General features: G+C 43.9%; 14 protein-coding genes and 1 pseudogene. 7 read left to right on the forward strand and 8 right to left on the reverse strand.

Features of this window, described 5'->3' with window-relative positions; translation table 11 throughout:
* Positions 1-179 precede the first annotated feature (179 nt).
* Positions 180-1895, reverse strand: a complete 1716-nt coding sequence (locus ACRN9H_RS01210) for an AMP-binding protein (RefSeq protein WP_432312102.1) — start codon at positions 1893-1895, stop codon at positions 180-182.
* A 168-nt stretch (positions 1896-2063) separates the two neighbouring features.
* Positions 2064-2414 carry a DUF6508 domain-containing protein gene (locus tag ACRN9H_RS01215; RefSeq protein WP_432312103.1) on the reverse strand — a complete coding sequence of 117 codons (351 nt, stop codon included), beginning with the start codon at positions 2412-2414 and terminating at the stop codon, positions 2064-2066.
* A 305-nt stretch (positions 2415-2719) separates the two neighbouring features.
* On the opposite strand from ACRN9H_RS01215, the gene ACRN9H_RS01220 reads away from it, so the two are divergent.
* From ACRN9H_RS01220 to ACRN9H_RS01230, 3 genes are all read left to right on the forward strand, one after another.
* Positions 2720-3181: an EVE domain-containing protein gene (locus ACRN9H_RS01220; protein WP_432312104.1), complete on the forward strand. Its 462-nt coding sequence runs from the start codon at positions 2720-2722 to the stop codon at positions 3179-3181.
* Between the two features lie 90 nt (positions 3182-3271).
* Positions 3272-3667, forward strand: coding sequence for a hypothetical protein (locus ACRN9H_RS01225; protein ID WP_432312105.1), 396 nt, complete (start codon positions 3272-3274; stop codon positions 3665-3667).
* 444 nt (positions 3668-4111) lie between these two features.
* On the forward strand, positions 4112-5371 hold the full coding sequence (locus tag ACRN9H_RS01230) for a hypothetical protein (protein ID WP_432312106.1): 1260 nt from the start codon (positions 4112-4114) through the stop codon (positions 5369-5371).
* Positions 5372-5461: 90 nt separating this feature from the next.
* Here ACRN9H_RS01230 and ACRN9H_RS01235 read toward each other — a convergent pair whose 3' ends face one another.
* Positions 5462-6376 (reverse strand): LysR family transcriptional regulator, encoded by a 915-nt coding sequence (locus tag ACRN9H_RS01235; protein WP_432312107.1) that lies wholly within the window; start codon positions 6374-6376, stop codon positions 5462-5464.
* 214 nt (positions 6377-6590) lie between these two features.
* Here ACRN9H_RS01235 and ACRN9H_RS01240 point away from each other — a divergent pair, with 214 nt between their 5' ends.
* Positions 6591-7751, forward strand: a complete 1161-nt coding sequence (locus ACRN9H_RS01240) for a homogentisate 1,2-dioxygenase (RefSeq protein ID WP_432312108.1) — start codon at positions 6591-6593, stop codon at positions 7749-7751.
* A 76-nt stretch (positions 7752-7827) separates the two neighbouring features.
* On the forward strand, positions 7828-8868 hold the full coding sequence (gene hppD, locus ACRN9H_RS01245; RefSeq protein WP_432312109.1) for a 4-hydroxyphenylpyruvate dioxygenase: 1041 nt from the start codon (positions 7828-7830) through the stop codon (positions 8866-8868).
* Here hppD and ACRN9H_RS01250 read toward each other — a convergent pair.
* Together ACRN9H_RS01250 and ACRN9H_RS01255 are read right to left on the reverse strand one after the other, a co-directional pair.
* Positions 8813-8977, reverse strand: coding sequence for a hypothetical protein (locus ACRN9H_RS01250; RefSeq protein ID WP_432312110.1), 165 nt, complete (start codon positions 8975-8977; stop codon positions 8813-8815). The genes hppD and ACRN9H_RS01250 overlap by 56 nt on opposite strands.
* A pseudogene (locus ACRN9H_RS01255) lies at positions 8971-9069 on the reverse strand (sugar O-acetyltransferase); the annotation flags it as partial. The gene ACRN9H_RS01250 and the pseudogene ACRN9H_RS01255, both read right to left, overlap by 7 nt.
* Positions 9070-9279: 210 nt before the next feature.
* Between ACRN9H_RS01255 and ACRN9H_RS01260 the strand changes: the two are divergent.
* Entirely contained in the window at positions 9280-9903 is a 624-nt protein-coding gene (locus ACRN9H_RS01260; RefSeq protein ID WP_432312111.1) for a LysE family translocator, read from the forward strand.
* 119 nt (positions 9904-10022) lie between these two features.
* Here ACRN9H_RS01260 and ACRN9H_RS01265 read toward each other — a convergent pair whose 3' ends face one another.
* Entirely contained in the window at positions 10023-11309 is a 1287-nt protein-coding gene (locus ACRN9H_RS01265) for a GNAT family N-acetyltransferase (RefSeq protein WP_432312112.1), read from the reverse strand.
* Positions 11310-11417: 108 nt separating this feature from the next.
* Between ACRN9H_RS01265 and ggt the strand changes: the two genes are divergently transcribed.
* Positions 11418-13157: a gamma-glutamyltransferase gene (gene ggt, locus ACRN9H_RS01270; protein ID WP_432312113.1), complete on the forward strand. Its 1740-nt coding sequence runs from the start codon at positions 11418-11420 to the stop codon at positions 13155-13157.
* 640 nt (positions 13158-13797) lie between these two features.
* Here the strand turns inward: ggt and ACRN9H_RS01275 are convergent.
* Positions 13798-14055, reverse strand: a complete 258-nt coding sequence (locus tag ACRN9H_RS01275; RefSeq protein ID WP_220774208.1) for a PspC domain-containing protein — start codon at positions 14053-14055, stop codon at positions 13798-13800.
* 197 nt (positions 14056-14252) lie between these two features.
* Entirely contained in the window at positions 14253-14489 is a 237-nt protein-coding gene (locus ACRN9H_RS01280; RefSeq protein ID WP_432312114.1) for a hypothetical protein, read from the reverse strand.
* Between the last annotated feature and the right edge of the window lie 93 nt (positions 14490-14582).

A 14582-nucleotide genomic window follows, 5' to 3' on the forward strand; every position in this document is an offset into this window, starting at 1 on the left:
AATAATATTACCTATAATATTACCTAGGACTAACTGTGAGGATTTAGCTATAAATGATGATTACGTTGACCCCTGATTTTAAAGAGTCAGTTGAGCAAAAACATAAGCCGCATTATGCGGCTTATAACATCAGTACCCTGTGATTATTAGCGAGCCTATGTCACCCGAGTGAAACTCTTCTAGCCATTAATATCTTGATATAACTCTTGATACATTAGCTCACGCATTTTGAATTTTTGAATTTTACCCGTCACTGTCATAGGATACTGCTCAACGAATTTGATATAGCGCGGTACCTTGAAGTAAGCAAACTTCTCGGTGAGGAAATGACGAATATCAGCTTCCGTTATTGTCGATCCTGCGCGCACTTTAATCCAAGCACACACTTCTTCACCGTATTTATCGCTTTGTACCCCAAAAACCGCCGCATCTTGCACATCTTTATGGGTGTAAAGTTTCTCCTCAATCTCACGGGGATAAATATTTTCGCCGCCGCGGATAATCATATCTTTAATGCGGCCAACAATTTGTACGTAACCCTGTTCATCCATTTGCCCAATATCACCCGAGTGTAGCCAACCAGCACTGTCTATTGTTGCTGCTGTTTTTACGGCATCGTTCCAATAACACTGCATAATGCAATATCCACGACTACACACTTCACCAGGCTGACCAATGGGTAATACTTCACCAAATTCATCGACAATTTTCACTTCAGTATGAGGCAAAGCACGGCCAACGGTGAGGACTCGTTTTTCAACTGGTGAATCCATTTCGGTAATATGATTGAGCGGGCTGCATTCAGTTTGACCATAACCTATCAACACTTGTTGCATATGCATGAGATTTTGCACGCGGCGCATGACTTCTTCAGGACACGTTGCTCCAGCCATAACACCAGTACGTAATGAACGTAAACCAAATTTTGCAAAATCAGGGTGTTCAAGCTCTGCAATAAACATCGTGGGGACGCCGTGTAGGGCCGTACAACACTCTAACTCAATCACCTGCAAGGTTGTCAGCGGATCAAAGGATTCACCAGGAAAAACTGCCGCAGCGCCTTTGGCCAAACACACTAAACTCCCCAGCACCATACCAAAGCAGTGATACAAAGGCACAGGAATGCACAGCTTATCGTTAGAGGTAAACTTCATCGCCTCTGCGACTAAATAGCCATTATTCAAAATGTTATGATGGGATAAGGTCGCGCCTTTCGGGCTGCCTGTGGTGCCAGAGGTAAACTGAATATTAATAGCATCGTATGGGCTTAACTCTTTACCGATACGTTCAAGTGCCGCCTTATCATCAGCGCTCACATCGACGAGCAAATCATTAAAATTAAGCATCCCAACAGACTTATCTACACCCATGCGGATCACAAACTCAAGTTCAGGTAAGGCACTTGCCTGTAATTTACCTGCGGAACAAGAGGTTAGCTCAGGCGCTAATTCATAGAGCATCTCAAGATAATTACTGGATTTAAACTTATCGGCACAAATTACCGCGCGGCAACCCACGTTACTGAGCGCGTACTGCAATTCTTCTGAGCGATAAGCAGGATTAATACACACCATAATGGCGCCAATTTTAGCGGTCGCATATTGAGTTAAGCACCATTCAATATTATTAGGTGACCAAATACCGACTCTATCTCCGGCTTTAATACCCAGTTTTAATAACCCTGTGGCCAGCGCTTCAATTTGTGCAAGGTATTGACGGTAATTCCAGCGAATATGCTGATGATGAACGACGACCGCTAATTGCTCAGGATAAGCCTCGGCGATGTGGTCAAGGTATTGACCTATGGTTTTTTCTACAAGTTTAGGTAATGAAGCGCCATGAAACTCACTAACGTTAAGCGGGCTGGTAACTTTACTGCGAGTAGGAACTGACATTAAGGCCTCCGTGCATTTATTATTATGATTAGCAGATTTAAACTAACCAATGCATGGAGTATGTCACAAGTAAAAAAACTCATTATTAGACTAAAGAGTAAGACAAACCATAGAAATACAATATCTTAACATCTACGATTAATCAGTAATCAACGCCAGCAGCAGGCTCTATTTAAAGACATTAAGGCTCTGCAATCGCTCAATAATTGCCAGTAAGATCCCTTGGCGACGCATATTTTCTAGCACCCCGGGGCTAAATGCCTCTAATCGTGTCATTGCGGTTAACAGCAATTGGCACTGCACAATCGTCGCATCACGAATATAGTCAGGTTTGGCGACCAAGTAGCTATTGTTGTACCAATAATCCCAATTAAAATTGACTAATAGCCAACCTTGCGTTGTCAGGTCATGAATAAATTCCAGCATGCGACCATGGCTTATATTGGCGTCACCCGCGGTAAAATCCTGGCGATATTTAGTATATAAACCGCAATCAGCCACTCTTGTTGACGTTCCCATAACGACCTCATGAATTCTGGTTACCATCGACCTTTAACAAAACATCAGCTTGATGCTTACCCTTTGTAAATACCTTCGCATGATGGCTACACATTAGTGGACCTACATAAGTTAAGCGGCACAAAGGCGGCCTAACCATAATCAATGCACCCAAGTTAAACCCTGTTATCTGAACCGCAACTTAATCGCATTCACATAAGCCACAGTGCACTGAGTGAGCGCACTTAACTGTGGCAGGGCATTAAATTAAGATAAACTCACACGATTCAGACGCTTTACTGATAATTGATATAGAAGGATACAAGATGAATTACTGGCTTATGAAATCGGAACCAGACGAATTCAGCATAGATGATCTTATCGCTTGCCCGAACCAAACGGAGGCTTGGCACGGTATACGTAACTATCAAGCACGTAATTTTATGCGCGATGTGATGCAGATTGGCGACCAAGCATTTTTTTACCATTCAAGCTGCAAAGTGCCCGGTATTGTTGGTATTGCCGAAGTGGTTACGCATGCATATCCTGATAGTTCCGCCTTTGACCCTAATTCTAAATATTTCGATCCTAAATCTGATCCCGCTCAACCAAGATGGGTAAGCGTTGATATTCGCTTTGTAGATAAATTTAATGACATTATTCCCTTAAGCTTAATAAAAACACTCCCACAATTAGCTGACATGTATTTAGTGTCTAAGGGCTCCCGGCTCAGTATTCAACCTGTAACAGCTGAACAATGGCAAGCAGTGCTCATGCTTACTCGTTGAATTAAGCGCCGTTACTCAGAAACGTTCAGCTAGGGTTCATTTTAAATACACTATTGTCACCGCATTAAATCAATGTATTTGGAACCACACATGAATAAATTAACTGCTGTTATTATCACAGGACTCGTGCTCAGCTTAATGACGTCTATCACTGCCTTTGCTAAAGATGACCATAAGCATAAGCATTACAGTGGCCATAAACACTACTATGATGATGATGATGACCATAAGCATAAACACAAACACGACAATGGGCATGGGCATAAACACTACAAAAAAGTCTATCACGGTAAGCCCCTCCCTCCCGGTTGGTATAAAAGACTTCATCGTGGTGATGTGCTCGAATATGATATTTATCATCGCGGCCACATTGTAGAGCCCTTAAACAGAGATGGCATTGTGAGAATTCAAGTTGAAGACGCATGGATAAAACTCGATAACAACAGTCGTAAAATTCTCGACATCGTCAATATTATTACCGAATAGTCACACTAGACGTTGGTTAAATGGCTAATAACTGTACTTTCACTAGCACGCTCAGTTCTTATTCGAGCGTGCCATCATCCCAAATGATGCTTTCATAACCCATCTTCTACGTGTATTTCTCCCCAAAATCACCGCGTGTTAATGACAACAAAATAACATGTTGATATTAATCATATCTTTACTATCTTCCGCTTGGTCACCCATTCGCAGAATGCTAGACTCTGCGAGTTAATATGCGTATTAACTAAGATTAAGCTTCTTGGACAGTACTAAGCGTTTTAACCTGTACTGAAGCCGAGCATATTCAAACCATTAGTATCCAGTGTTTTGCATCGAATAAGATACCTGTTATCAAAAAGTACTCACACAGCTAAAACATCTGAGCTAAAGCCATACCTTAATAGCATCCTTATAATCACCGCAGACTACAGCTGGATTTTGACAATGGAAAACACCTCACTTCAACGGGTCAAGCAAGCAGTTATTGCGGGGTTCTGGGCATCGCTGGTCAGTATTTCTGTGGGTTTTCTATTTAAACTGTGGTTGGCCCAATGGGTTGCCAAAGCGGATTTGGCGCTATTTAACACGGTTATCGATATCATCTCGCTGTCGTTAATCCTCATGACCGGATTTCGCTCCTCTATGGTAGTGACCTACTCACAAACCAAGCAAGATATGGATATCACCAATATTTTCCGCTACAGCCTTATTGCTATGGTATTGCTAACATGGGGTTTAGTTCTGCCTTACATCAAACATACGCTTCAACTTAATGTAGAATATTTTCAATTAGTTGGCATAGTATTAAGCATGGGATTTAAGGTTTACTTTACCAATCAAATTGCAATGTACCGGCTCTATGCCATATCCAACAAAGTCACTTGGTTAGAGCCAGTTGCGCAAGTCGTTAGCTTTTTGATCTGTTTTTATGCTTTAAAGCAAACGGCAATCGCGTCACTTTTTTACAGTGTGACGCTATCATCGATCATCATTGCCCTATATATGTATTTGAAAAAACGTAAGGATATCGCAACACCGCCCTTAGGGGCTGTGCATTTTGATACCGATTTACGCAGTTTTATGAAAAAAAGTCTAACGGCATCTATGGAAGCCGGAGCCAGTATCTTGATGATTTACATCACGGTATTATTGACTATTGCCTATTTCAGCATAGATGAACTAGGGGATTTCCAAGTCGTGGTGCGGCCAATGATCACTTACCTCACCTTGCTCTTTGTCTTTCCCATTTATCGTTTTGTACTGCCCGAAGTCGCAGTATGCGTGCGAGAAAAACGTTTTATTGAAGTCCAACAGATTAAGTCATGGCTCATTAAAATCTCTTTATTGGTCAGTAGCTTATTTTTTATATTAATGCTGCTTGGCAGCAATACCTTCGTTGCTTGGTTGTTCCCAGAGCAATATCTTAAAGCGGCTCCCGTATTACTGCATTTTTCCATGTTTTTTATTTTTATGATGCTCAATGGTTACCAGTTGGCCTATATCAAAGCCCACGGCTATTTTTCCCAAAGCCTACTGATCCGCCTTGCTGGCATCGCAGTGCTGGTTGGCACTTTTTATCTTTATCGTCTTCACACAGAGAATGTCGTCGCCGTTATTTTAGCCTTAGGTACAGGTTATTTAGTCATGTATCTGATGGCTAAAATAGTCGAAAGACGTATTCAGCTATCTCTTAAAAACGATTAACAGCTCATTATTATGTAAAAATGGAGGCCATCCGTCTAAAAGACGGCGGTCTAAAAAGAGTCATTCAACAATATGGCAAACTGCAGCGTTTTAGCCCAAGCCAACACCATCAAACTGCTCCGTCTTCGCGAATTCTTCTAAAATTAACGCCGTAAATAGCTGCCCTGCACGGCCTAACGGCCGCTCTAAGGTCGAAACAAGTTGCGGAGTAAAGGTATAGCGACTGCCACCGACGAAGTCGATTTCAACTAATTCGCCCTTAGCTAACTCTTCTTGCACTAAAAAGTCCGGCAACCAGCCAAAACCTAAGCCTTTTAACAAGGCGTTCTTTTTCATGATAAAGCCAGAAAGATAAAACACTTTATCGCCGCCAAATTGCATTTCATCGCGGTAACTTTTATTGGGTGAAGAGTCTTCGATAGTTAATTCCACATGTTGCTGCAGCTCAGACAAACTAATTTCGCGAATAAAAGACAAAGGATGCGAAGCACTGGCCACCAGCACGCTAGTAATTGCAGGCAACGGCTGCGGATGGTAGTAGGGGCCAGTGCGATAATCTTTCACTAACATCAAGTCGGCATTATCACGCTCGAATCTGTGTTGTACACCGCCTAAAAACTCCATATTCAGCTGAATTTTAGTGGGGATCTGATGTTCAGCCATGCGCTTTAAGGCCGTCATGATAGGCTCCATAGGTAAGGCACCGTCTATCACTAGTTCTAGCTTGGGCTCCCAGCCTTCACTGAAACGACTGGCAAGATGTTCAATGTTTGCAAGGTGTTGCAGTAATCTTTGTCCCTCGGCCAAAATCACGCGGCCCTCTTGCGTCAGCTCAGCACGATATTGCTCACGGCTAAAAAGCGGCACGCCTAGGTGCTCTTCTAACTTTTTAACTTGATAACTCACCGCCGATTGCGCCTTGTGTAATCGCTCCGCCGCCTTGGCAAAACTGCCCTCTTCCACCAGCACTTGCAGCACATTAAAAGCATCAATATCGATGCGCATGGTCACTCCTTGGCTCTCATGAACATGTAACGGAAACACTACGATTCGTAAAGATTAGAATACCATCTAATTTTTAGATTGAGATAACGTATTTATTATTCTTTTTTTTGTTCATTCAAGCAACTAAATTGATAACAAGATCACACTAATGCAACTTGCAGCATAACGACCAGCGATGTAGGTAAACCTGCAACGTAATATTGAAGGAATAACCATGCCATTTTATGTGAAACAAGGCCAGATCCCCCATAAGCGCCATATCGCATTTGAAAAGGAAAACGGCGAGCTTTACCGTGAAGAGTTGTTCTCAACCCATGGTTTTTCCAATATTTATTCCAATAAATATCACCACAACATGCCAACCAAAGCGTTGGAAGTAGCACCTTACAGCCTAGGCCACGGTGCCAATTGGGAAGACTCGCTGGTCCAAAACTATAAACTCGATTCCCGCGATGCCGACCGTGAAGGTAATTTTTTCAGCGCCCGTAACAAAATTTTTTATAACAATGACTTAGCACTTTACACCACCAAAGTCACCGCCGATACCGACGAGTTTTACCGTAACGCCTATGCCGATGAGGTGGTTTTTGTCCACGAAGGTGAAGGCACACTCTACAGCGAGTACGGCACGATAAAGGTACAAAAGTGGGACTATTTAGTGATCCCACGCGGTACTACTTATCAGCTTAAGTTTAATGATTACAGTAACGTGCGTTTATTTGTCATTGAGTCATTCTCTATGGTGGAAGTGCCTAAGCATTTTCGTAACGAGTATGGCCAGTTATTAGAATCAGCGCCCTATTGCGAACGCGATTTACGCGTGCCGACGCTGCAAGATGCCGTGGTTGAGCGTGGCGCTTTTCCCTTAGTGTGCAAGTTTGGCGATAAGTACCAACTCACCACGCTCGAATGGCACCCCTTTGATTTAGTCGGTTGGGATGGTTGCGTTTACCCTTGGGCATTTAATATCACCGAATACGCGCCAAAGGTGGGCAAGATTCATTTACCACCGTCAGATCACTTAGTCTTTACCGCCCATAACTTTGTGATTTGCAACTTTGTACCGCGCCCTTACGATTTCCATCCGAAATCGATTCCGGCCCCTTATTACCACAACAATATTGATAGTGATGAAGTCTTGTATTATGTCGATGGTGACTTTATGAGCCGCACAGGCATTGAGGCAGGTTACATGACTCTTCATCAAAAAGGGGTCGCCCATGGGCCACAACCGGGTCGTACTGAAGCCTCTATCGGCAAAAAAGAGACCTATGAATATGCAGTGATGGTGGACACGTTCGCCCCACTTAAATTAACCGAACATGTACAAAATTGCATGAGCAAAGACTACAACCGCTCTTGGCTAGAAAACTAGCCCCAAGCCACCAGCACTCCCATGCGGGAGTCATTAGAGTGACGGCGTGTTGCACTAAAATAACGAGGAAAACATCATGGCAAGCGAACTAAATCCACTGGGCTTATTAGGTATCGAATTCACTGAATTCGCCAGCCCTGATACTGATTTTATGCACAAAGTCTTTATCGACTTTGGTTTTTCACTGCTGAAAAAAGCCAAGAACAAAGACATTCTGTACTACAAACAGAATGACATTAATTTTCTGCTCAACACTGAGCGCGAAGGTTTCTCTGCTAAGTTTGCCAAATCCCACGGCCCAGCAATTTGCTCTATGGGCTGGCGTGTAGAAGATGCGGGCTTTGCCTATCGCGTTGCCGTTGAGCGTGGTGCAAAGCCCGCTGATGATGCTAATAAAGATTTACCTTACCCTGCGATTTACGGCATTGGCGATAGCTTAATTTATTTCATCGACATTTTTGGAGCCGATAAAAATATTTATGCTACTGATTTTGAAGATTTAGACGAGCAAGTCATCACCCAAGAGAAAGGCTTTATCGAAGTCGATCACTTAACCAACAACGTCTACAAAGGCACAATGGAACATTGGGCTAACTTCTATAAAAACATTTTTGGTTTTACTGAAGTGCGCTACTTTGACATCAGCGGCGTACAAACTGCGTTGGTGTCCTACGCCCTGCGCTCACCCGATGGCAGCTTCTGTATCCCGATCAACGAAGGTAAAGGCAGCGATAAGAACCAAATCGATGAATACCTGAAGGAATACAATGGCCCAGGTGTGCAGCATTTAGCCTTCAGAAGCCGGGACATTATTAAGTCTCTGGATGCGATGGAAGGCGGCTCAATCCAATGCTTAGACATCATCCCTGAATACTACGACACCATTTTCGAGAAGTTACCCCATGTCACCGAAGACCATGAACGCATCAAACATCACCAAATATTGGTGGATGGTGATGATACAGGCTATTTATTGCAGATATTTACTAAAAACCTGTTTGGACCGATTTTCATCGAAATCATCCAACGTAAGAATAACTTAGGTTTTGGTGAAGGTAACTTTACCGCCCTGTTTGAATCGATTGAACGGGATCAAATGCGCCGCGGCGTACTGTAACCTTTATCCCGCCCATAAAAAACGGTGCGCCCTGCGTACCGTTTTTCTTTTTACCAATCGTTAAATCATCGTTAGTATTTACAGCAAAATCTACTTCGAGTTTTAGCATTTCGCCACCGTAATGGACTTAATTACCTTACAAGGGTTACCTGCCGCAACGTAGTTAGCAGGAATACACTTATTCACAACACGGCAAGCACCCTCCAACATTGTTTGAATTATCAATAATTAAAATAACAAGTAGAATACGAGAACCAGCATCGTTTAGGTACGGCTACCATTTCAACTTAACCCCTTATTTACAGGCTAAGTTAACGCTGCATAGCGAAATACGCGACTCACACATTGGCTAAACCCGTCATTTTTATTACACTAGCGCCCTTCTTATTTTCAACCAAGACTAACTAAACCATGCCAGATTTTGCATTACTTGCAGTGTTTATCCCGACCTTCTTTTTTGTTTCGATTACGCCGGGCATGTGTATGACCCTCGCCATGACGCTCGGCATGAGCATTGGCGTGCGTCGCACCCTCTGGATGATGTTAGGTGAACTGGTTGGAGTCGCACTCGTCGCCACCGCCGCCGTGATGGGCGTGGCTAGCATAATGCTTAATTATCCCCAAGTATTTCAAATCTTTAAATGGATTGGCGGGATTTACTTAGGCTATATTGGTGTGCAAATGTGGCGCGCACGCGGCAAGATGACCTTACCTAGCGATACGGAGACTAATCCCAGGGCCAGTAACTTAACCTTAATCACCCAAGGCTTTATTACCGCCATTGCCAACCCTAAGGGCTGGGCATTTATGGTGTCGCTACTGCCGCCCTTTATTAATACTGAGCGCGACGTTGCGCCGCAACTACTTGCGCTGCTGAGCATTATCATGGTGACGGAATTTGTTTCAATGTTGGCCTACGCCAGCGGCGGCAAGAGCCTGCGCATTTTTCTCAGCCGTGGCGATAATATTCGCTGGTTGAATCGTATTGCAGGCAGTTTAATGATTGGCGTAGGAATTTGGCTCGCTGTGGGTTAGCTCGTTTGGGATTCGCTCAAAGTGAATCAAATCGCCATGAATAAGCTCACTATGAGTCAATAATCCCACCCAATAATATCCGTTAAATACGCGCTCAATAAAGTCTCTATTTTAAGGCTTTACTCGGGCGCTTTTTTGTAGGGCAACACAGCACTCATCTGCGCCATATATTGTTGTACTTGTTGGGTTTCCTGCGTGACAAAATCTGTAATAGCGTCCTTAAAGGCTAAATGGGCAATGTTATGGTAGGAATACATTTCTACGGGCTCAAAACCGCGCAACACTTTATGCTCGCCCTGAGCGCCAGCATCAAACAGTGCCAACCCATGCTCAATACAATATTCAATTCCTTGATAGTAACAAGCCTCAAAGTGCAGGCCATCAAGTTCAATTGTCGTGCCCCAATAACGGCCATAAAGACATCCTTGCCCTTGGCTATTTTCACCCTGTAAATACAAGGCACCCGCCACCATTTCTCCCTTTGCGTCTTCGACCACCAGCAAGCGGATTTGCGATGTGAGGTGCTCAGCCAATTGATAGAAAAACGCGGGCGTTAAATAGCCGCGATGACCCGAGCGTTTAAGGTAGGTTAATTGATAGCACTGGATAAATGTTTGCCACTGCGAACGGGTGATTTGCTCACCCTCAACGAAATTAAACTTAAGATTAAAAGGTTGTAACTGTGCCCGCTCCTTTAAGATATTTTTACGTTTACGGGAGCTAAAACTCGCTAAAAAATCATTAAAATCCCGATAGCCACGATTATGCCAGTGGAACTGAGTCCCTAAACGCTTTAAGTGCGAATGGAGGGAATGTTCAAATAACGGTGTTTGCTGCGCGCTCACAAAGAGGCTGTGCCATGAAGAAATCGGCGTATCACCCGTAAGCTGACGATTTAATGCCCGTAGCAGTAATGTCGCTACACGCATGTGCTCGATATTTGTCAATTCGGGCTTAATGCCCATCCGTCGCCCTTGCACCGGGGTAAAGGGAATTGCATTGACCCATTTAGGGTAATAATCAATACCATGGCGCTCGTAGGCTTCGGCCCAAGCCCAATCGAACACATATTCACCATAGGAATGCGTTTTTTGGTACAAGGGCATCACGGCAACCAGTGGTAATGCATTAAAATATTCGGCGGTTTGCAAACTGATAAACGCGCCCTCATCCAAAGGTTGCAACCGACTATCGTTCCCTATTTCATCGCTTAATACGCTACTGGCATCAAACACACATAAATGCCTGGGTGTCCAACCGGTTGCTTGACAGGCTGAGCCGCTTTGCTCAAGCGCTAACAAAAACTCATGGCGACAAAAGGGATTAGCCTGCCCCATTAGGCTATTCCACGCACGGGGTGGAATATCAACAATGGCGTTCGCAAAGGCTAAAATAAGCTGAGTCATAGGATAAATTCTCGTCCTTTATGGGGCTAATAAACGATACACGGTTGCAATTAAGCCTAATTCTCGGCACATTGCATAGCCCTAATAAAAATAAATACAGGATTGGATATGCGTCCAGTAAAAATCTTTAGCCCCTTGATTCTCGCCATTGCGATGGCGCTTCCCCTAGTATCATCACCTCATTTATTCGCCGATGAATCATCCATTTTCAGCCAGATGGCCACAGCACAACCTGTGTGGGCTAAGCATGGCATGGTCGCCAGCCAAGAAACGCTCGCCAGTCGTACTGGTATTGAAATTTTAAAACAAGGCGGAAATGCGGTTGATGCCGCAGTAGCCGTAGCCTTTAGCCTCGCGGTAACATTACCCCGCGCGGGTAATATTGGCGGTGGCGGGTTTATGCTGGTGCATATCGCCAAAGAAAACAAAACTATCGCGATTGATTACCGTGAAATGGCGCCCTCTAAAGCCAAGAAAGATATTTTCCTCGATGAGAATGGCGACGCCGTTGAAAAGCTGAGCCGCGAACACGGCCTTGCCGTTGGCGTACCAGGCACGGTTATGGGCATGAGCTTAGCCCTTGAAAAATATGGCACCATGACACTCGCCCAAGTCGCTGCACCCGCAATTAAAATGGCGCAGGAAGGCATTAGCGTCACGCCAGATCTTGCCGAATCTCTTGCAGGCCTAAAACGCCGCATGACCCAATGGCCAACCACAGCCGCTATCTTCTACAAAGCCGACGGCAGTGACTATCAAGTTGATGATGTGCTAAAACAACCTGAACTAGCCCATTCGTTAAGTCTTATTGCCCAAAAAGGTACTAAAGGTTTTTACGAGGGCGAAATCGCCACAAAACTCGTCAAAGCGGTGCAAGATGCAGGCGGCATTATGACCTTGGACGATCTTAAACATTACAAGGTTGTCGAACGTGAGCCCGTGCGCAGCGAATACAGAGGTTACGAGGTAGTTTCTATGCCGCCACCGTCATCGGGCGGCGTGCACATCATAGAAATACTTAATGTGTTGCAACAATTCCCGATTGATAAACTCGGCCACAATACGGCTCAGACGATTCATCTGATGGCAGAAACCATGAAGCATGCCTATAGCGATCGCAGCGAATACTTAGGCGATCCAGACTTTTATAAGGTGCCCGTCAAAGCCTTAACCAGTAAGGACTACGCCCAAAAAATCGCCAGCCAAATCGCGATGAATAAAACAACGCCAAGCGCCGAAATCAAGCCAGGTAAACTCGCGCCCTATGAGAGCGACCAAACCACTCACTTCTCGGTAGTGGATAAATGGGGCAATGCGGTATCAAATACTTACACGCTAAACTTTAGCTATGGCTCAGGATTAGTCGCCAAAGGAACTGGCATTTTGCTCAATAACGAGATGGATGATTTCTCAGCCAAAGCCGGTGTACCCAACGGTTATGGCTTAGTTGGCGGCGATGCCAATGCGGTTGAAGGCAATAAGCGCCCACTGAGCTCGATGAGCCCCACTATAGTAATGAAAGATGGCAAGCCCTTCCTCGTCACTGGCAGCCCGGGCGGTTCACGCATTATCACCACCACACTGCAGATCATCATGAATGTGATTGATCATGAATTAAACATCGCCGAAGCCAGTAATGCAGCAAGGGTGCACCATCAATGGCTGCCCGATGAGCTACGAGTCGAATCCAGCTTAAACCGCGATACCATTTCCCTGCTCGAAGCCAAAGGCCACAAAGTGAAAGTACAATCCGCTATGGGCAGCACACAATCAATCATGGTCACCGAACAAGGAATTTTTGGCGCTTCTGATCCTCGCCATGCGGGTAGTGAAGCCATCGGTTATTAGAATATCTATGACGCCGATTTTAGTGAAAAAGATGAGTGTTAAAAGATAAGAGGAAGGAATGACCTATTTGATATAGATCATAAACCCTGAATAAGGCTTGTCTCGCAGCTCAGCGAATGCAAACTCTCAATTAAAAAATCCCTGCTATACATTACTGTATAAGCAGGGATTTTTATTGTGTGAGTAACAAGTTATCGTACTGAACCTAGCTGACCTTTAGACCTAATAGTTTAGACAAACTGTACTGGGTGAGCAGTTATTTCAGTTATTGGGATCTTAACGTTGGCTGGTATCGACTCATATAGGCTTACCATGGCATTCACTCATCGACACGGTGAGGTTTCTGAGCTTATGAACGAGAGCCATGGCGAACTGGCCGTTAAACAAGGATGTTGTTCAAGTCCGTTTGGATGTTCAACCTCCCCGTCTGATCTGAAAGGATTCACAAATGCCGCGATAGTATGGATGCGAAAAAGCGGCCATGAGGTGGACGGTCGTCTCACAAATCACCATGGCTCATCTTACGAGTATTAGCGTAAAGTATTGGTTATAAAGATAGATCTAACACTAATAGTTTTTTACTAAAGTGTGTTGCGAAGCTAAACCGAGCAAACTAGTAACAGTTCCGCTTTATTTCCTATTAACTGCCATATTTTCTTTGTAGCTTATTTCGTCGTAAATGACGAGCCATCGCTTCTGTCGTCGGATATTTTGGTAAAACTAACCACAAAACAACATAAGCAAATACAGGAATAGCAAAAAACAAGCTAGTTAACAAAAATGCTAACCTAATGCTGTTTTTTCGTAAATTATAATATTCCGCAATACCTGAACAAACTCCAGCAAGAATCGCGGATTCTCCACGAGTGAGAACTTTTACATTATCTAGACTTTCCATGCCACCTCCGTTTGGCCGCTAATGTCTTAGCAGTTATGCGCTATTTGCAGGGCATAAATCGCGTGTTGGACTTGGCCACTGCCACATCTATTTAAATGGATATAAATGATGCTATAGGAATTTACCTTTTTACGGTAGCTGTTTTTTCATACATACTTGAAGGTAATTACTTGATATCATTTTAGCTTTATCACTCTTTATGGCTCACGTTTAACAATTCCATGGCCTAGATTTACAGTATTATAGCCCACATTTAAGCTGACACTCGTGCCACATCCCCTCATCAGTTTAAACCCATAAGGCTGGCCGCTCTGTTTGCTTGCAATCATTTTATGGCCGTAGATATCCTCATCATGGGTAAGTCTTGACTTTTTATTATCACTAACCACTGTGGTCTTATTAGCCCAATAAACAGCCAATGATCTTGCTGACATGATTACTAGCAGTCCTCCTTGGTCGACTCTTAATTAAATATCAGGGGGTGAAGCTCCTCGACTTTGATTTAAATTCTGATTTTGATTAAAGAA

Origin of the sequence: Shewanella sp. MF08487, from assembly GCF_050848685.1 — a bacterium.
In the GTDB taxonomy this organism is placed as follows: domain Bacteria; phylum Pseudomonadota; class Gammaproteobacteria; order Enterobacterales; family Shewanellaceae; genus Shewanella; species Shewanella glacialipiscicola.

What these genes read in the sequence shown, in the direction of transcription:
- ACRN9H_RS01265 (WP_432312112.1), bottom strand. Translation starts at nt 11,309, where the DNA reads ATGACTCAGCTTATTTTAGCCTTTGCGAACGCCATTGTTGATATTCCA.
- ACRN9H_RS01225 (WP_432312105.1), top strand. Translation starts at nt 3,272, where the DNA reads ATGAATAAATTAACTGCTGTTATTATCACAGGACTCGTGCTCAGCTTA.
- ACRN9H_RS01235 (WP_432312107.1), bottom strand. Translation starts at nt 6,376, where the DNA reads ATGCGCATCGATATTGATGCTTTTAATGTGCTGCAAGTGCTGGTGGAA.
- ACRN9H_RS01260 (WP_432312111.1), top strand. Translation starts at nt 9,280, where the DNA reads ATGCCAGATTTTGCATTACTTGCAGTGTTTATCCCGACCTTCTTTTTT.
- ACRN9H_RS01230 (WP_432312106.1), top strand. Translation starts at nt 4,112, where the DNA reads ATGGAAAACACCTCACTTCAACGGGTCAAGCAAGCAGTTATTGCGGGG.
- ACRN9H_RS01275 (WP_220774208.1), bottom strand. Translation starts at nt 14,055, where the DNA reads ATGGAAAGTCTAGATAATGTAAAAGTTCTCACTCGTGGAGAATCCGCG.
- ACRN9H_RS01280 (WP_432312114.1), bottom strand. Translation starts at nt 14,489, where the DNA reads ATGTCAGCAAGATCATTGGCTGTTTATTGGGCTAATAAGACCACAGTG.
- ACRN9H_RS01250 (WP_432312110.1), bottom strand. Translation starts at nt 8,977, where the DNA reads ATGCTAAAACTCGAAGTAGATTTTGCTGTAAATACTAACGATGATTTA.
- ACRN9H_RS01220 (WP_432312104.1), top strand. Translation starts at nt 2,720, where the DNA reads ATGAATTACTGGCTTATGAAATCGGAACCAGACGAATTCAGCATAGAT.
- ACRN9H_RS01215 (WP_432312103.1), bottom strand. Translation starts at nt 2,414, where the DNA reads ATGGGAACGTCAACAAGAGTGGCTGATTGCGGTTTATATACTAAATAT.
- hppD (WP_432312109.1), top strand. Translation starts at nt 7,828, where the DNA reads ATGGCAAGCGAACTAAATCCACTGGGCTTATTAGGTATCGAATTCACT.
- ACRN9H_RS01210 (WP_432312102.1), bottom strand. Translation starts at nt 1,895, where the DNA reads ATGTCAGTTCCTACTCGCAGTAAAGTTACCAGCCCGCTTAACGTTAGT.
- ACRN9H_RS01240 (WP_432312108.1), top strand. Translation starts at nt 6,591, where the DNA reads ATGCCATTTTATGTGAAACAAGGCCAGATCCCCCATAAGCGCCATATC.
- ggt (WP_432312113.1), top strand. Translation starts at nt 11,418, where the DNA reads ATGCGTCCAGTAAAAATCTTTAGCCCCTTGATTCTCGCCATTGCGATG.